Source organism: Peribacillus phoenicis, assembly GCF_047238085.1.
Classification (GTDB): Bacteria; Bacillota; Bacilli; order Bacillales; family DSM-1321; genus Peribacillus.
The window spans coordinates 4,123,125-4,140,461 of sequence record NZ_JBDFMF010000001.1 but is presented as its reverse complement, the minus strand read 5'-3'; the positions used below and the strand labels follow the sequence as shown (position 1 = coordinate 4,140,461).

Annotated in this window: 16 protein-coding genes; 8 read left to right on the top strand and 8 right to left on the bottom strand. The window is 37.4% G+C overall.

All coding sequences use genetic code 11. The annotated features are described in order from the left end of the window. The first annotated feature begins 14 nt into the window (after positions 1-14). On the top strand, positions 15-1,772 hold the full coding sequence (locus ABC374_RS20310; protein ID WP_413019571.1) for a SulP family inorganic anion transporter: 1,758 nt from the start codon (positions 15-17) through the stop codon (positions 1,770-1,772). Between the two features lie 461 nt (positions 1,773-2,233). Here the strand turns inward: ABC374_RS20310 and ABC374_RS20305 are convergent, their stop codons facing one another. The 6 genes from ABC374_RS20305 to blaOXA all read right to left on the bottom strand — a co-directional run bounded on the left by ABC374_RS20305 (position 2,234) and on the right by blaOXA (position 11,349). Further along, positions 2,234-3,748 (bottom strand): glycoside hydrolase family 32 protein, encoded by a 1,515-nt coding sequence (locus tag ABC374_RS20305; protein WP_413019570.1) that lies wholly within the window; start codon positions 3,746-3,748, stop codon positions 2,234-2,236. Positions 3,749-4,152: 404 nt separating this feature from the next. Further along, positions 4,153-5,619 (bottom strand): glycoside hydrolase family 68 protein, encoded by a 1,467-nt coding sequence (locus tag ABC374_RS20300; RefSeq protein ID WP_413019569.1) that lies wholly within the window; start codon positions 5,617-5,619, stop codon positions 4,153-4,155. A 225-nt stretch (positions 5,620-5,844) separates the two neighbouring features. Further along, positions 5,845-7,125, bottom strand: a complete 1,281-nt coding sequence (locus ABC374_RS20295) for an ABC transporter substrate-binding protein (RefSeq protein WP_413020409.1) — start codon at positions 7,123-7,125, stop codon at positions 5,845-5,847. Positions 7,126-7,163: 38 nt separating this feature from the next. Beyond that, positions 7,164-8,336 carry a response regulator gene (locus ABC374_RS20290; protein WP_350300098.1) on the bottom strand — a complete coding sequence of 391 codons (1,173 nt, stop codon included), beginning with the start codon at positions 8,334-8,336 and terminating at the stop codon, positions 7,164-7,166. Positions 8,337-8,400: 64 nt separating this feature from the next. Continuing rightward, a complete protein-coding gene (locus ABC374_RS20285) occupies positions 8,401-10,161 on the bottom strand; it encodes a cache domain-containing sensor histidine kinase (protein WP_413019568.1) in 1,761 nt (586 codons plus the stop codon). 396 nt (positions 10,162-10,557) lie between these two features. Further along, on the bottom strand, positions 10,558-11,349 hold the full coding sequence (gene blaOXA, locus ABC374_RS20280) for a class D beta-lactamase (RefSeq protein WP_413019567.1): 792 nt from the start codon (positions 11,347-11,349) through the stop codon (positions 10,558-10,560). A gap of 199 nt (positions 11,350-11,548) precedes the next feature. Between blaOXA and ABC374_RS20275 the strand changes: the two genes are divergently transcribed. The 3 genes from ABC374_RS20275 to ABC374_RS20265 all read left to right on the top strand — a co-directional run bounded on the left by ABC374_RS20275 (position 11,549) and on the right by ABC374_RS20265 (position 13,246). After that, on the top strand, positions 11,549-12,193 hold the full coding sequence (locus tag ABC374_RS20275; protein WP_413019566.1) for an alpha/beta hydrolase: 645 nt from the start codon (positions 11,549-11,551) through the stop codon (positions 12,191-12,193). A gap of 94 nt (positions 12,194-12,287) precedes the next feature. After that, positions 12,288-12,674, top strand: a complete 387-nt coding sequence (locus tag ABC374_RS20270) for an iron chaperone (RefSeq protein ID WP_350300094.1) — start codon at positions 12,288-12,290, stop codon at positions 12,672-12,674. Between the two features lie 80 nt (positions 12,675-12,754). Next, positions 12,755-13,246: a PTS sugar transporter subunit IIA gene (locus tag ABC374_RS20265; RefSeq protein ID WP_413019565.1), complete on the top strand. Its 492-nt coding sequence runs from the start codon at positions 12,755-12,757 to the stop codon at positions 13,244-13,246. Between the two features lie 123 nt (positions 13,247-13,369). On the opposite strand, the gene ABC374_RS20260 is transcribed toward ABC374_RS20265, so the two are convergent. Further along, positions 13,370-13,948: a hypothetical protein gene (locus ABC374_RS20260; protein ID WP_350300092.1), complete on the bottom strand. Its 579-nt coding sequence runs from the start codon at positions 13,946-13,948 to the stop codon at positions 13,370-13,372. Positions 13,949-14,086: 138 nt separating this feature from the next. Here ABC374_RS20260 and ABC374_RS20255 point away from each other — a divergent pair, with 138 nt between their 5' ends. From ABC374_RS20255 to ABC374_RS20245, 3 genes are all read left to right on the top strand, one after another. Beyond that, positions 14,087-14,362: a hypothetical protein gene (locus ABC374_RS20255; RefSeq protein ID WP_350300091.1), complete on the top strand. Its 276-nt coding sequence runs from the start codon at positions 14,087-14,089 to the stop codon at positions 14,360-14,362. Positions 14,363-14,561: 199 nt separating this feature from the next. Then, the gene (locus ABC374_RS20250; RefSeq protein ID WP_350300090.1) at positions 14,562-14,978 is read left to right on the top strand and encodes a VOC family protein; all 417 of its coding nucleotides are present in this window, start codon (positions 14,562-14,564) and stop codon (positions 14,976-14,978) included. A 157-nt stretch (positions 14,979-15,135) separates the two neighbouring features. After that, positions 15,136-16,152 (top strand): LacI family DNA-binding transcriptional regulator, encoded by a 1,017-nt coding sequence (locus ABC374_RS20245; RefSeq protein ID WP_350300089.1) that lies wholly within the window; start codon positions 15,136-15,138, stop codon positions 16,150-16,152. Between the two features lie 54 nt (positions 16,153-16,206). Here the strand turns inward: ABC374_RS20245 and ABC374_RS20240 are convergent, their stop codons facing one another. After that, the gene (locus ABC374_RS20240) at positions 16,207-16,722 is read right to left on the bottom strand and encodes a GNAT family N-acetyltransferase (RefSeq protein WP_350300088.1); all 516 of its coding nucleotides are present in this window, start codon (positions 16,720-16,722) and stop codon (positions 16,207-16,209) included. Between the two features lie 160 nt (positions 16,723-16,882). Between ABC374_RS20240 and ABC374_RS20235 the strand changes: the two genes are divergently transcribed. Beyond that, positions 16,883-17,326: an ATP-dependent metallopeptidase FtsH/Yme1/Tma family protein gene (locus ABC374_RS20235; RefSeq protein ID WP_413019564.1), complete on the top strand. Its 444-nt coding sequence runs from the start codon at positions 16,883-16,885 to the stop codon at positions 17,324-17,326. Positions 17,327-17,337: the final 11 nt, after the last annotated feature.

The window sequence follows — 17,337 nt, the reverse complement described above, 5'->3', positions numbered from 1 at the left end:
GAAGGAGCGATAAAATGATAGGTTCTAGCAGGCTTGAAGGATACAACTTAGGCCATTTTCAGAAAGACCTGGTTGCCGGGGTGGTAGTTGGGATTGTAGCGATTCCTTTAGCGATGGCCTTTGCCATTGCTTCCGGAGTAAGACCGGAATATGGACTGTACACATCAATTATTGCAGGAATCATGGTCTCCCTTTTTGGAGGTTCGAAATATCAAATTGCAGGCCCGACTGGCGCCTTTGTCCCGGTACTGTTCGGTGTGGTCATGCAGTACGGATATGAAAAACTGTTAATCGCCGGCTTCCTGGCAGGTATCATGATATTTCTTATGGGTGTCTTCAAACTAGGAAAATTCATCAAGTTTATTCCCCGTCCAGTTACGATCGGCTTTACTGCTGGAATTGCTGTGATTATCTTCTCTGGCCAGATTGCCAATTTCTTTGGACTCAGTAATTTAAAAAAAGAAGAAGCCTTTCTTTTAAATATGAAAGAAATCATATTGAACTTCAATACAGTGAATATCTATAGTGTATTGGTAGCTATCATAAGTTTAACTCTCGTCATATTAACTCCAAAATATTTACCGAAAATCCCTGGAGCATTGCTGGGATTGATTGTATCAACTCTAGTCGCCAGCTTATTCTTTCCAGGTCAGGTAGCGACCATTGGATCGGCTTATGGAGCCATTCCTAATGCATTGCCCCATTTTCAGTTTCCCCATATCACTGGCGGTCTGGTGATTGAACTCCTTCCGGCTGCTTTGGTCATTGCCATGCTTGGAGGAATTGAATCACTCTTATCCGCTGTAGTGGCAGACGGCATGACCAACAGTAAACATAACAGCAACAAAGAGCTGATGGGGCAAGGATTGACCAATATGATTACGCCTTTATTTGGAGGCATTCCGGCTACTGGTGCCATCGCCCGTACCGCAACGAATATTAAAAACGGTGCAGTCTCCCCCATATCAGGCCTGATTCATGGGCTGGTGGTATTGCTCGTGTTAGTCAGTTTGGCCCCTTATGCTTCGGCCATTCCTTTGGCCAGCATGGCCCCCATTCTTATGTTTGTCGCATGGAACATGAGCGAACGCAAAGAATTTTCGCATATCTTAAAAGCAAAAACCATGGACTCGGTCGTATTGATCGTTACCTTCGTGTTAACCGTATTGATTGACCTGACAACAGGTGTCGGGATCGGATTACTATTAGCCATTCTATCGTTCGTTAAACTGATGAGCGGTACATTGAAATTATCAAAGGTATTACCAGATCCAGCTGATAAACTAGTTAAACCAGAAATGGTGCAACAAGGTTCAAGCTGCCCGCAGATTAACATGTATACGATAGAAGGACCTTTATTCTTTGGCACAATCGAAAGGCTGCAAGAAGAAATCGAGGAAATAATGCGATCAAAACCAAAAGTCCTGCTATTAAGAATGAGCAATGTGCCATTTATCGATACATCAGGAGAAGCACTGCTAACCGACATCGTGAAGCTATTCAAGTTTCATAACCTACAAGTGTTGATTTCCGGAATTCAACAGGAACCTAAAGAAATGCTGAGGAAAACCGGATTTATTAAACTTGTTGGTGAGGAACAGTTCTTTTCCAGTACGGGTGATGCCATCAATAAAGCTTTATCCAAACTGGATGAGAACCGTTGTAAAGGGTGTAAACAGTTTTCATTTGCTGAATGTACCGCACTCTCACAGCAAGTTCCAAAGCCTGCGTTATTAAAACAGAAAAGAAAACGGGAGATAGGATTAACTTGATTCCTGTCAAGAAGATAAGGCATCTGCTTTTGACAGATGCTCTCATTCTTAATCAGCTATATTCCTAATTCGCCATGGCTACGTAGTAGTCAGGAAGATTACAAGTGGAAGTAACTCAAATACAAATAGATTCATAAAGACACAATGAAGAGGGAGGGACAGCCTTTTACATATTGTGGTCAGTAGCTTCTACAAGTACCTTTGTATGGCACGGGTTAATTTACTGAAGTTAACTTTCGTTAAAAATCATAAACCCATACCATTAACCAACAAACCGGTGGGATAGTAGTTGATTCAACAGTTTTCCCCTTGTAGGGAGCCTCTCAGCCATAACGAAAAGCCGGATTTCAATACTTGTTGAATCCGGCTTTTCGTTATTACTCCCATTTGAAGAGTTTTGGGTAGACATGGTGAATTGTAGTCAAAGTATAAACCATAGTATCACCATTCATAAATGATGTTCAATTAATCGAATCGAGGTGTTTGATCTTAATATTATGAAAGACCGCTTTGCCTCCCTCTGAGAAGAGGGATATTCCTTTATCATCAAATTCAGGGAATATTAAATTTGAATGTGCAATCTTTCCATCATCCACAAACACTTCAATACTTGTTTTATCAATGAGGATCTTTAAGTGAACATGTTTCTTGCTAGCATCATATGGAGCGATGCTTTTAATATATTGATTACTTTCGTCAGGGTGTTCGGTAAAAGTTCGATTGACATAAGAGTAGTTTTCTTCTGCAAAAATTCCTACGTCGATGTGGCGTGTTTGATCTGCTGATTCCCGAAGCCTTAAGCCTACATTGTTTATGTCTGACCAATTGATATCCGTCTCCAATTGATATACATCACCTTTTACATCTAGAGTTTTGGAGCCATTCACTTCAATTTGTTCATAAGAATCCGTTGAACTCGTCAATTCTTTCAATGCTTCGATAGGTTGTGAAGATAAATAATATAGGTTGTTGCCTGCATGTTTTAGCCCGATTTGGCGAACGATGGAATCCATTCCATTAAAGCCTTCTTTTAGGGTCGGAGTATTATCGACATAGGCCCAATTATTCATCCAAGCGAGGGCATACCGTTTGTTATATTTATCGCTTTCTGTCCCATCTTCAAATGTAACTCCACCATACCAATCGAAGCCATGATCTAACCATTGCGGTTCATTGTAATCTGGGAAGAATTCCATTCCATCAAAGCTTCCAGTCCAATAGGCGTATGTGTTTGGTTTACCATTCGATTGCCCATTAGCACTGACACCAAGTACCCATTTTAAAGTCCCGTCATCCGCCCGTAACATATAAAGGTCAGGGCACTCTACAATACCAATGTTTTTCGTGACAAAACTGCTCATATACTGCCAATCTTTTAGGTTGTGAGATTTATAAAAACCTATTTTTGTTCCCTCAGCCATGACCATTATCCATTTTTGATCATTGTCATCCCAGATGATTTTTGGATCTCTAAAATCTTTCGTTCCAGGATTTGAGATGATGGGATCATCACTGTAGGAGGTAAATGTTTTACCGTTGTCCGTACTATACCATAGAAATTGTTCCTGTTTACCGCCATCCTTGGAGGGCTGCGTAACAATTGCCACAAGAGCATCTTTTCCAAAGCCTGCCGTATTTTCTTTGTCCACAACGACTGATCCCGACCATGGATCTCCATTATCATTGGTATATTTCGGAATGGCTATCCCTTGATCACTCCAATGCACCAAGTCCTCTGAGGTTGAATGACGCCATTCTGTTCCATTTCCATCCGGATAATCCCCATTATAGAGGTAAAAGTAATGGTACTCTCCATCAATGAAAATCGGCCTCTGAGGATCGTTTTTCCATTTGTCAGGTACAGTGAAATGGTAGTTAGCTCGATACGATTCCTCTTCATGCTTTACTGGTAAAGTTGATTTGATTAAATAGACTAATAATCCGGCAGTAAACAATCCAAGTATTAATAGAGCCAACGACTTAAAACCTTTCTTATTAAAAACTATTTTGTCCAAGTAAATCACCACGCTTTTATTTTCCCTATTTTGTTCCTAAGATAATGTAAAGCATATTTAATTAAAAGCTGTTTTCGCATACTTTGTTGCTATTTACTAAGTAGTGCGGTGTGGTTGATTTCCCCTCCAGATGCTCGCTTTCCGCGGGGCGGGCGGTGAGCCTCCTCGGCGTAAACGCCTGTGGGGTCTCACCTGTCCCGCTGCTCCCGCAGGAGTCTCGCACTTCCGCTCCAATCAACCTTAAATAGTTTCGTCTTAAAAACAACAATCTTTACGAAAAGAGCCTAATTAAAAAAAGAAAATGCCGATTTTACAGACATTTTCTTTTTTTGAATAATTTTGTAAAACTTCGGATGAACATTAAATTATTGGTTATTCGTTAGTTGACCCTGTTCCTGAATACTATCTTCTATCACAGCTGTATTTGGCCCTTTGATGTTAAGTGAAAAACTTGGGGCAAAGGTAGATTTATGGTCTTTAAAATAACCTCTATTTGTCATGTAACTTGTGATAACTACATTATCGCTTTCCGGTTGTGGGATAGCATAATGAGCATATGTCCAAGTAATATCATAAGGATCAAGATCTTGGTGTAAGACAATTCCTGTTTTATTTAACGGTTTGTATGGGCCAGTTAAAGAATTTGCCACGTAACCTAACATGTAAATATCTTTATCATCAATTCCATCAATGGTCATTTTTGATCCTCTTGTACTTGTGAATAAATACCATTTTCCGTCTTTTTCAAATATGTTAGGACGTTCAATTTCATCTGTTACTGTATTCGAAACAATCAAGGGTTTCATTTCGTTTTTTAATGTATAATCATCGTTTATTTCAATAATGCCAATGGCACCGTTTGCTAATTCAGCTAAACCTTTTTTAGAGCTTTGCAGAAGTTTATCCTTTTCAGCTTGGAAGAATTTATTGCTGTTGCCATAGTAAGCCCTGTTGTAAAGGGATTCTTCTCCTTGGTAACCATATTCAGTCCCAGTATTCGCTTCAAAAACAAGGTATTTACGACCATTGTCTTCAATATAGTGTGGATCTCTCAATGTATGATTATCACTAAAATTTTCATCGCCGAAAGCTTTATCATGTGATTGATAAAACTTGCTGTCTCCGCCTTCATAGATGGATTTGTAATCTTCTACGCCATCCACTTGCAATGTATTGGCACCTGACTCAGATAAGTTTACTTGAGCTGTTGTTAATGTTTGTTTACCGTATTGCTTAGAATCTGGTGAAAACTGTCCGCGATTTGTATAGAATAAGCGAACTTCTCCATCAGACGTGAAGGTTGCAGAACCGGACCACTCTTCTGCTTGATTTTTTAAATAAGGATCATTTGGAACATTTTTATCATTATCATCAAATACTCTGCCAGCATTTTTCCAAGCATCAATGGATGTTTCTCCAACTTTTTTGTAGAACAAGTAAATGAACGTGTCACTACCATTTTTAGGGTCTCCAGCTAATCCAAATACGATATGATAGCCCTTATATTCTGCCACTGTACCATCAGCGTTTTGTAATGGCCAGGTATCCCATACATCCATATCAATTAAATTTCCTGATTTGTCATACTTTTTTGCTGAGGGAATGTTTTTTATTGTTGATTCGTCAAACTTGGGAACTGTAAACTTTTCATCGCCTTGTTGATTAATCATTTTTTGCATGTCGTAACGAGTGATTTGTGAAGTGCCATACTTTTCATTGTGATCTAATGGGTCTTTTGGTGCCGCGAAAGCTTCTGAGCGACTGCCTCCTAATAAGATAACTGTACTAAGTGTTATTACTGTTGCTTGTTTGGCAAGCCTGTTAAGGTTCATATGCCTTCCTCCTAGAATGTTTATTAGTATATAAAAATAAAGTCTAGTGGAACGATTACTTTTTGGGAGTAACAGTCCCGCCTGTTTGAAGTACTAATAAAATTATAGGTTAGTCTTAATTCTATGGATATGTCATATATTGATTAGAATTTAGTCTTATATTGATATCGTAGTTTTCGACGTACAAAAAAATGCCCCAACAAAGGAGGCAAGAAGTGTACTATTTTATTCGCTTGACGCCCTTTCCCATGACCTCTGAAACTCGTGCAGTAATTGACCACGATTAAGCTTGTTTCCTACATATAGTTGCATGGCAGCCCCAAATTCTTCTCTTATTCCTACAGGGAAATCATACCAGTTTGAGTATAATGTTTTTCCTTCTTTATAATACTGAATTGTTTCATCAGCAAGAGGTCCTAAATTGTCAGCTTCAATGTTAGTGAAAGCAGGTATGAATTTAAAGCGTTCTGTCAAAAACATTTTGCCTTGTTCAGAAGAAACCATCCAATTTAAAAATCTCTTCGCTTCTTTCTTCTTTTCTGGTGTGGCTTGTTTGTTTACAACCCAATAATTCGGTACGCCGACCATCAAGGCTTCCTTTTTAGGTTGATCATTTATTGGTATTGGCATAAATCCGATGTTCATATTCGGTGATTGTTGATCGATCATCGGCTGTATCCAGTTTCCTTGTTGAATAATCGCTGCATTTTTTGAAGTGAATAGATTCACTTCCATGTTGTAATCTGTTGTTAGCGGGTTATTGTTTCCATACTTTAATGTTACATCCAACAAATTGATTAGATCATTGAATTTTTGATTATTATATATTGTTTCAGTTCCATCATTTAGGCCTTTTATAAAAGCCGGTGGATCTTCTTGCTCTGTAAAACCGACATTCATTAAGTGGTCACCCAATTTCCACTCTTCATAATATCCAGTTGCAAAAGGAGTAACCCCTGCTTTTTGCAATTTTTCAGCAACTGCTATTAATTCAGTCAGCGTTTTGGGTAATTCATCGATTCCTTCCTTATTAAATATATCCTTATTATAGATGAATCCGTACCCTTCCAGATTAACCGGCATCCCATGAATTTTCCCATCGAATTTCATGGGGGTTAACGCATCTTCATATGCATGTTCAACCCAGGGTTGGTCAGAAAGATCCTCTAAATATTCACTCCACTGTTTGGCATTTTCGTATCCGCTGTTTGTGAAAATATCAGGACCATTGCCAGTGGCCATTTTTGCTTTCAAATCAGCAAGGTTATCCATAGCCCCACCAACCGTGTGAACCTTTATATCTACATTTGGATTTTCTTTTTCATAAGCAAACACCATTTGTTCGAACTGTGTAGAAATTTCAACTTTCGGATTCCTTACATTCAAAGTGATTTTTCGCTCTGAAATTTCCGGTTTTTTTGTTCCGCTCTCGGTCTTTGTTTGACATGCACAAAGTGATAGGCTCAATATTCCGATTAAAAATATGTTTAGTATCTCTTTTTTCATCATGTCACCCCTGAAATTTTCTAATTAAGGTGAATTATTTACTTCTGATCTGCATTCTTTTCACCGTTTCGGTACTCGAATGGTGTCATGCCAACCACTTTTTTGAATAGTTTTGAAAAGTATTTCTCATCCTGATAGCCGAGCATTAAAGAGATGGAGTAAATACTTTTTTCGGTTTCTCTTAACCAGCGTTTTGCTTGGTCAGTTCTTAGTTTAGTGATGTATTTGGACAGGAGCATTCCGGTTTTTTGTTTGAACTTTCTTGAGATATGTTCGCGACTTAAGAAGAATACATTCGATAGCTTTTCTAAACTCAATTCTTCCATGTAATATTTTTCAACATATGAAACTATGTCTTCTATGCGGCGTGCAACATCCAAGTCATCCAAACGGTGGATGGATCTGAAGTTTTGATTTTTCATTGCTTTTTGTAATGACTTAAAAGAATTGTGGATCTCCCCTAATGATTCCAAGGACTCGCCACAAACAAGGCGAACAGGAATATCAAATTGATGACTGATCCATTCTTCAACGGATAACCAATGGTCAGGTATGGTGATCACTAGACAAAGATTATGATCATTCTGAAGCGCAAATGCATTTCCGATTTTCCGCTCAACAAGTTCGTCAGCAAGTAACTGAATGTAGGGGACAGGATGGTGCATTTGATAAAAGGAAATTAATGTAAGGGTGTATCCGTCTGCTTTTGGAACATATGACTCAATATCGTTTTTGTCGAAGTGTTCCCCCATACAAGCGGCAGTAACTAATTGATTACTCCGAAACCTTTTAACATCTTCATATACGCCGGTATCTTCATTAGCACGAACTTCCTCTTCATTCGCCCATGATTTAACGGCTTCTTCCAGTGTTTTGTTAAATGCATCAGCTTCAATCGGTTTCAACAAATAATCGAAGCTGCTAAACTGAATTGCTTTACGCATAAATGAATAGTCGTCAAAACCCGAAATTAAAATCACTTTACCAGGATAAGAAATGGAATCTAGCCACTCGATTAGTTCCATACCGCTCATTCCAGGCATTTTCACGTCCGTAAAGATGATTTCAGGACTTTCCTTCTCTATCATTCTTTTTGCATCATCACCATTACTTGCTTCTAATAGTTGGTTGATACCATATTTTTCCCACTGCCCTAAATGGCGTATTACGTCACGTACATTGAACTCATCATCGACAATTAAAGCTTTCACAGATTTCATCTCCTTATATGAATGAGTAAAAGTGTCCGTTTTTGAATGGCGGCTACGAAGCAATCTATTCATTAGCAAGCGGAAATTCTAGTGGAATCACTATTTTAACGGAAAATCCTTGTCCTTGATACGTATCCACTTCCAGGCCTGCTTTTGATCCATAATTTAGAACTAAACGATCATAAATATTTTTCAGACCGATATGATTATGTGAATATGTGCTTTCATGTAGGGACGCGTATATATTTTCTCTTAATATTCGAAGCTCCGCCTGAGTCAAACTAGGACCCGAATTTTCAACGATGAGGTGTAAAAATTCTCCTTGTATTTCTCCATAAATAGTTAAATGAGCATGATAGAAACCTTCTTCATAACTGTGTTTAAAGAAGTTTTCAACGAGGGGCTGAAGAATCATACTTGGAATCGTCATATCAAGGATCGTCTCGCTTATTTTAATAGAATAGTTCACAATGTTTCCAAAACGCTCCATTTGAAGGTTTAGGTATGCTTCTATATAATTCACTTCATCTCGAACCAACACCCATTGGTTTGCCTTAATGGAGTAGCGCATCATTTTAGATAGTGATGTCAATAATTGGTAGACTTTTGGAGAATTAGATCTTAGGGCAACTGCACCAATAGATTGTAACGAATTAAATAAGAAATGCGGATTAACCTGAGATTTTAATGCTCTGAATTGGTTTTTTCTATTTTCTATTTCGAGTTTATATTCTCTTTCAATGTGTAGATTGATTCGGTTCATCATATCCTTCATATGTTTTTCCAACTCACCAATTTCGTCTTTTCTTCCATCGTCAAAGGGGACATCCATATTTCCACCTTTTATTGTTCTCACTTTCTTGCTAAGAAGTTTAATGGGACGAGTAATTCTGTATGAAATAATACCAATCATTAATAGCCCTAACAAGCCAACTATTAGTCCAACGATTATATTTGTATAGGCAGTCTTCCGGACATCATCGAATAATACATGATTAGGGGTTATCTTAACTAATTTCCAATGATTTAGTGTTCCTGATAATGTTTTGGTTAAAATAATATCTTCACCCGTAATCTGCTTTTTAAAATCAGGAGTAACGGATTTTCCTATAAGGGACCGATCATTTGCATACATGACATTGTTATGCGAATCCAAAAGTAGTACAGATTCTTCATCCTTTTGAACAAGGCTGTTACATATACGGGCATAGGCATCTAAATCTATATCAATTGTAATTATTCCGAGATATTCGTTTGAAGGCACATCGACTATTTTATGGTGAAAAGTCATCACCATTGTGTCGTCCGACTGGGGAATGATCGCTGTGTCATTGTAATTTTGAATTTGATGTGGCGGCTCAATCATGTAATTAGAGTTAGAGCTATAAAATTGTTTTATCGGATCCTCATTTAATAAATCTGGTTGAGGTTTCCGGGCACTGACCGTCGCATTATAAACTGTAAACGATTCTTTATCCTTATCAATATAAAACCGTACTTGACGGATTTCGTTTCGCATCAGATAAAAGGTTTCTATACTTTTTTCCATCGCAATCGGGTTAAAGTATATCGAGTCTTCAAAACCATTTTTAAAAATCCGGAATAAATCGGGATTTCGATATAATAGATAGGGAAGATTAATCATGTCATCAAAGTATTGCTCCAGTTCTTCAGCGTTTTTCTGAAGTTGTTCCTGGCTATTTTCAAGCTCATGTCTCTCCACACTATTTTTTGTATAGCTGTAAATCAGAAACACTGATAGAAAATACGGTAAGATGATAAAAAGAAATAACATTAACAATAAGCGACTTTGAATGGTTTTCACAGAAGGTGCCCCTTTCACTAAAGGCCCATAGTTTATATAAACGTTACAAACAAATAATCCTTAGCTCCATTTATTATGATGCAGTTTTATTACTTTATTTAGTCAGTCTTGAATTACTATTTTAAAACTATATCAAATAAACACGTATCGTCAACAAGGCATAAACACGTGATGCACAATAAGAACATGGAACAAAAAACTATGCGATTTTAAAAAACGAGAAATTCATAATTTTCTCATTTTTCAAAATCAGAAGAAAGGAAGAGTATAAATGATTATGTTTAAGGAGCTTGTCTAGAAGAGTTTTGAATCTGTGTGCTGACAAATCAGGTGAAGTTTCAGATACCTTTATGACAAAGCAAAACGCATGCCCGAATTAAGAGCATGCGTGAACTTTTATTCTTTTAGGATATCCAACTCTTTCAAGGCTTCAAGCGTAATCGCTTTGGCTTTGCTTCCGCTGCCATCCAAGTTAGTGGCGAAGGCCCATTTTCCTTTGTCCGTTTCGATGTAACCCACATACCAGCCCAATCCCATATCAGAAAGGCGTGTCCCGGTTTTTCCATGGAGGACATATGAGTTTGCTTCTTCATTGATCATGATTCTCTTAACGGTTCTCATATGCTGCTTATCGATAGGCAGTTTTTCTTCTACAAGGTTTTCGATGAATTGGACTTGTTCCCGGGCAGAAATCTTTATGCTGCTGTCGAGCCAAAACTGGTCGATCCCCCCGGAGATATCATGATTGCCATAATCTAGAAGGTTCACATATTGCTGCATGTTTTCCGCCCCGATATCACGGGCCATTGCTTGATAATACCAGATCACTGAATGCCTCATGGCTGAAGCCAGCGTATGATCTCTGTTCCAATCCTCAAATTCCCTGATTACCCCATCCCAGCGCTTCACCTCATATTCATCGCTTACCGCTTTTGTCTGTAAACCGATTAATGCATTCGCCACTTTGAATGTCGATTCTGGAGTGTAGCGTACTTTACTTCTCTGTTTATTATAGATAAATACTTTATCATTTTTTAAGTTTTGGAGTACCATCGTGCCTTCCACACCATCGAAAGAATCCCCGATATCCAGTTCTTTCATCTTTTGATCGTTTGCACTTGCATGAATCGTACTCATGGAACCAGTGACTAGCAGGACAAGAATGAAACATAACACTTTGATTTTCATTACACACTCTCCTTCAAGGCTGGATTGATCGATCATCAGATTAATTTCCATAAAATAGGTTGATAGCTAAAGTATACCTATTCCTGATAAAAAACGAAACCTAATTCTTGGATTCTGTTTAGATAGTATCGATCAAGGAGGGATTCAGCAGGTAGCTAATGAATACTAAGAGCAAAAGAAAGAATGGGAGGAATCTATCATGGAGGTTAACCAAAGAAAAATAAATAGTAATGAAAAAGAAATTACATACACACATATTGAAAACGGAAGTCCAGCCGTTTGTTTTATGTTTTCAGGTGCGGGATACACGTATGAGAAGCCGTTATTCTATTATTCGACGATGATCATGCTTCAAAATCAGTATGATGTCGTACATATTCATTACGCTTATGACCAGGATATTTTCAAGCATCCATTGGTAGATATCACAAAAGTGATCGTTAATGATATCAATCCCGTCATTACGGAAGTACTTCAAAATCATGAATATAAAGGAACAGTATTTCTAGGCAAATCACTTGGCACCATACCCATCATCAACGGAATCATGAAAAGTGAGCGGTTTTTGAATGCCAAAATGATATTGCTTACGCCGCTATTGAAGTTCGATGCGATTTTTGAAGGATTATTAAGCAGCAATCATTCAGCACATATAGTTATAGGAGAAAAAGATCATCATTATATTCCAGGTAAAATTGAAATGATTGAAAGTAAAACGAATATAAGCATGGATAAAATCCCAAATGCCAACCATTCCTTGGATAGTGAACCTTTGAATACTTCAAGGTCGATTATCATGCTTGAAGGTGTAATGAATAGAATGGAAGAGTTTTTAAAGGGATAGGTTAGCGAAATACAAAAGGGATTCAATCCATAGGTTGGTGGGGGAGAATGTTATAATAAGAGTATTGTAGTTTGGATTTAAGAAGGGAGAAAAGATGGAGGGAACCAATACATTCCATTCAATTGATGAATACATTATACAATTTCCCGAAGAAGTTCAGGAGATATTAAAAACGTTAAGAAAAGTCATAAAGGATGCAGCACCGGATGCAGAAGAAAAGATAAGCTATCAAATGCCTACCTTTGTTTTATATGGAAATCTGGTACATTTCGCTGCCTATAAAAAACATATAGGATTCTATCCAGCTCCAAGCGCGATCTCTGCGTTCGAATCTGCTTTATCTGAATATAAATGTTCAAAAGGGGCCGTTCAGTTTCCACTAAACAAGCCAATTCCTTATGAATTAATAACCGAGATGGTTATATTTAGAGTGGAACAGAATAAAAAGAAAGCAGAAGGGAAATTGAAAAAGAAAAAATAACAAAAAATATTATCGGAATTCACAGAATATTTAACGATTAATTGTGAGATTCAAGACTGAAAGAGAAAGGTGGAAATATTATGTTCAAAAAATTATTCAGTAAAAAAGAGATTGTGGAGCAACTGCTTGCTCCTATAAATGGACAAGTAATAAGTATTGAAAATGTTCCAGATCCGGTGTTTTCCGGTAAAATGATGGGGGACGGAATAGCGATTCTTCCTGAGGAGGGGTTGGTCGTATCTCCAATCGATGCAGAAGTGATCCAGGTTTTTCATACTAAACATGCGCTAGGCCTCCGCACGAAGCATGGCATAGAATTGTTGATTCATATTGGATTGGAAACAGTTAACCTTAATGGTGAGGGATTTGAAGTCCATGTTGCAGAAGGGCAAAATGTAAAAGCAGGAGATAAGCTTGTTACATTTGATATCGATTTTCTGAAAGCCAAAGCTCCAAGCATCGTAACTCCGATTGTTATCACGAATGGCGAGCTGGTTGAAAAACTGGAAAAAACAAATAGTACCCAAGCAAAAATTAACGAAACACAGATTATGAGTTTTTATTTGAAATAAAAGAAAAGGTACCATTTAGACTTCGTGCCTTCTAGTACATGAAAAACAGTCCTTGCTGGCGAATGCCGGCAAGGACTGTTTTTCTATATCTAACAAGACTTCAACTTCACTCAGGACAGTGAGCTATTCCAATTGCACATGCCCTAAATCACTATTAAAAGATTTAAGATCATTAATTAACTGGTTAATATTTTGGCTTGGACCGCTATCATATAGAGCATTTCTAAATCTTAAAAACTTGGTTCCCTTTTCTATTAAACTATTCAATAGCACATTTTCAGGGAATCTTAGTGTGGATTTCTTAGGAATATCATTCCATTCTTTGCTTGCAAAACCATGGTGCCATGTAAATAATATAGCAGGATTCTTTTCTATTAACCTGTTCATTTGCCAACCCATAGAGCGTTCAGAAAAGCCGCAGTTGCCAATACCAGTATTTAAACAATCATACATTGCCTGTAAAATTGAAAGCCAAATACCATCAATATCATCCCAATCATAAAAGCCCGAGAGAAATTGATTTTGATAAGATATAATGACTGTGCCGTATAAGGAAGTTCCTTTTGAAGTAAATAGCTGTTGATTTCCCAGTTGCTTAGCGCTTGAGTGATGGATTGGGATAAAATCCCCGTTAGCTAATACATGTTTATCAACTATTGCATCATAACCATTTTTTGATATATATGTTTGAATGGTAACCATCTATGAACCACCTATCCCATAGAGTAATGTTGTTTCCCATCTATTTTTTGAACTTGTGCTGCATTTGCAAAACGAGGATTGCTCTTACTTGCATAATAGGTGGTGCTTCGAGCGTTTGCTTAGCTATCGGAGGATGAAATGATTGGGATGAATCCTGGTAAAACAACTGAAATCAAAACCAAAACCAGTAAAGAAAATTTTCCGGATACTTCATGTTTTAATACTAATTTTCATATGCATACCTCCTTAAAAGTAATTAATTTTAGTAAAACATGGAATTATATATTTTTTATTTCAAAAAAGACAAAATGTGTTTTAGTTTTGAAACCATCCGGTATACGAATTTCAATTTTTATGCGCCATCCAATGTTGAAACAGCAAGGGGAGAGGCATATACTTCTTGAAATTTCTTAAGGTAAACTCCCAGGTTGTTTTAAAATTGAATCAGCCTGTTTAATATTTGAAATACTTTAAGTAGGTGAATTATGAATGTTCCCCGTGACTAAGGTTGTATCTGTTCAATGTGAATGCAATCACTACTGCAAGCAGGATAATCGAAAAATGCAGCGAATAGTAGGTGAGTGAACAAATAAATCAAGCGAGGGTGAATTGGATGGGAGTTCAAGCAGAAAAGATCTTTGTAAACTTGCCTGTTAAAGATTTGGATGCCTCAGTAGAATTTTTCACAAAGGTCGGCTTTGAGTTTAACGAGCAAATGACCAATGAAAATGCGACATGCATGGTTATCAGCGAGTCCATATATGTCATGTTATTGGTGGAAGATTACTTTAAAACGTTTACCAAGAAGGAGATCCCGGATTCTGCAGCGAGTACCGAAGCCATCGTTGCCCTGTCCGTTAAAAGCAAGGAAGAAGTCGATGCAGTCGTGAATAGGGCACTGGATGCTGGCGGAAAGCCTTTTAACGAAGCCATTGATCATGGTTTCATGTATGGTTGGAGTTTTCTGGATATCGACGGACATTCTTGGGAAGTATTTTACATGGACGAAAGCGGATTTAACCAAAATTAAACCAAAAGCAAGGCACAATCCTTCACGAAGGACTGTGTCTTTTTTTGAAGTTCAGTGCCGTATCCGGGTCAACATGATCTTCCAAGTGCTAAAGTATAAAATAACCATTTATACTTATGATACAATATAAGGGATAATGTAAAGGCGGGTACAAAAAGTGACGACAATTTACGATATTGCGAAAAAAGCGAATGTATCAACGATGACTGTATCGAGAGTTATTAATAATAAAGGAAATATAAGTGAAAAGACAAGGGAAAAAGTTGAAGCGGTCATTAAAGAGCTGAACTATATACCGAATTCCGCTGCCCAAAGTTTGAATATTAAAAGAACGAAGCTGCTTTCATTAATCATAACTGATATCACCAACCCTTTTTTCACCCAAGTAGCGAGAGGGGCCGCGGATAAGGCCAATCAAATGGGATATCAGCTCATTTTATGCAATACCGATGAGGATTACGAAAAAGAGAGTGAATATATCGATGCATTGATTTCAAAACGGGTGGATGGCGTCATTATTGCACCAACAGGCGATCAATCGACTAAAAATTTGAAGAAATTAATTAAAAACAGGATTCCATTTACATTGATAGATAGGCAAATTCAAGATGTTTCATGTGATCGGGTGCTTGGTGATAACTATGAAGGAACGAAAAAGCTTCTTCAGCATCTCATCGATTTTGGACACGAACGAATCGCGATGGTTCATGGTCCGCTAACGATTTCCACTTCGAAAGAGCGTTATCAGGCGTATATTGAAACGCTGAAAATAAATGATTTGAACATCGATCAGTCTTTCGTAATAGAGACTCATTACAAACAGGAAAAGCAATGGAACGGTATTGACGGATTAATGAATGTTCCGCCCTCTGAGCGTCCAACAGCAATTTTTGCCGCCAATAATTTCATTGCCATCAAAATTATAAAAAGTTTACGAGAAAAACAGATTAAAGTACCAGAAGACATTGCTGTCGTTTGCTTTGACGACTTAGAATTATTCTCGGACTTCGATCCCTTTTTAACCGTATCTTCACAGCCCGCTTACGACTTCGGATATTTAGGAACACAATTAGTGATCGAGCGAGTGGATGAAGTCGGTCCTGCCGACTATCGGACGATCAATTTAAAGCCTGAATTGGTAATCAGGAAATCATCTGGAGCTCCTATAAAATAATAGGAGCTTTTTTGTTTTGCCAAAGAAAAAGTGGCTAATTAAGTGGCATGTCGCTCATAACAATACTGGGCTAATATCCTTCCACACATAAACCAATAGATTCATTTCAGCACCAGCCATTTTGATTTTTTCGGTTTTCAGCAAGTCAGCACCAAATGCCTCATAGAAGTATCGAGATTTATTGTCTTCAAGCACCTCCACAAAAATAGTCTTAAATCCCAGTGCCTCGAATTTTAAAAATAACTCTTTGATGAGTTTCTTTCCTATCCCCATTTTTTGAAAATTTTCGAGGATATAGATAGCAGTTAAATCACCCGAATTCTCGACTTGGTTTTTTTCCCTTTTCCCGCCATCTATAAATCCAACTATTTTTCCCTCGCTATTTTCTGCGACATAAACATATTTTCCATCGCTAGTTATATTCTTAATCCATAGGTCTTTCCTTTTCTCATAAGAAAGTTTATCTAAAAAATCACTCGGAATTATATTCTTATAAGTAGTTCGCCAGCAATCCACATGGACTATTGCTATCCCTTCCGCATCTGAAACCGTTGCCTCTCTTATTAACATAGTGGTTCCTCCTTTTTTAAGGTTGCTATACTTCCTATTTTTTACTGATATTATCCATTTTGCAAGTTACTGGCTTTTAACAATGAAAGTTTTGTTGTTAATATTTAACTTTATATGATACTCTTGCCTATAGTTTGTTTAATGTAGGAGAAGGTATGAGATGAAGCAGATTTTCCGTAGTAAAACATTTTATTTAATAATCTTCTTTGTTACCTTGGGGATTGTGCTAGTTTTTAATAATGACAATGAACCGACTGAATTAACTGAAGAAGATTTTTTTACAACTTTAGAGGATGGAAAAGTGACATTTTTAGAGTTGAAGCCCCAAAAAAGTGTTTTTGAAATAAGCGGTCGGCTGATAGGGTATGAAAAGGATCAATACTTTATCGCGTCTGTCCCAAATAGTGAAATTTCGCTAGATAGACTCAATAATGCTGCCGAGGAACATGATATAGAAAAAATTGAGGTTACGCCAGAAGACGTAGAGACAAGTGGATGGGTCACTCTTATTACAACGACCATTCCGTTCATGATCATTTTCATCCTGATTTTTGTTAGTTTTCTATTTCTATTTGTCATGAAAAGAATGAAACATTCTAAATGATTAAAAACTCG

Bases quoted from the DNA above. Each gene is read 5' to 3' on its own strand.
- ABC374_RS20255 (WP_350300091.1), top strand. From the start codon at position 14,087: ATGATTGGGATGAATCCTGGTAAAACAACTGAAATCAAAACCAAAACC.
- ABC374_RS20270 (WP_350300094.1), top strand. From the start codon at position 12,288: ATGGAGGGAACCAATACATTCCATTCAATTGATGAATACATTATACAA.
- ABC374_RS20235 (WP_413019564.1), top strand. From the start codon at position 16,883: ATGAAGCAGATTTTCCGTAGTAAAACATTTTATTTAATAATCTTCTTT.
- ABC374_RS20250 (WP_350300090.1), top strand. From the start codon at position 14,562: ATGGGAGTTCAAGCAGAAAAGATCTTTGTAAACTTGCCTGTTAAAGAT.
- ABC374_RS20240 (WP_350300088.1), bottom strand. From the start codon at position 16,722: ATGTTAATAAGAGAGGCAACGGTTTCAGATGCGGAAGGGATAGCAATA.
- ABC374_RS20260 (WP_350300092.1), bottom strand. From the start codon at position 13,948: ATGGTTACCATTCAAACATATATATCAAAAAATGGTTATGATGCAATA.
- ABC374_RS20310 (WP_413019571.1), top strand. From the start codon at position 15: ATGATAGGTTCTAGCAGGCTTGAAGGATACAACTTAGGCCATTTTCAG.
- ABC374_RS20295 (WP_413020409.1), bottom strand. From the start codon at position 7,125: ATGAAAAAAGAGATACTAAACATATTTTTAATCGGAATATTGAGCCTA.
- ABC374_RS20275 (WP_413019566.1), top strand. From the start codon at position 11,549: ATGGAGGTTAACCAAAGAAAAATAAATAGTAATGAAAAAGAAATTACA.
- ABC374_RS20300 (WP_413019569.1), bottom strand. From the start codon at position 5,619: ATGAACCTTAACAGGCTTGCCAAACAAGCAACAGTAATAACACTTAGT.
- blaOXA (WP_413019567.1), bottom strand. From the start codon at position 11,349: ATGAAAATCAAAGTGTTATGTTTCATTCTTGTCCTGCTAGTCACTGGT.
- ABC374_RS20265 (WP_413019565.1), top strand. From the start codon at position 12,755: ATGTTCAAAAAATTATTCAGTAAAAAAGAGATTGTGGAGCAACTGCTT.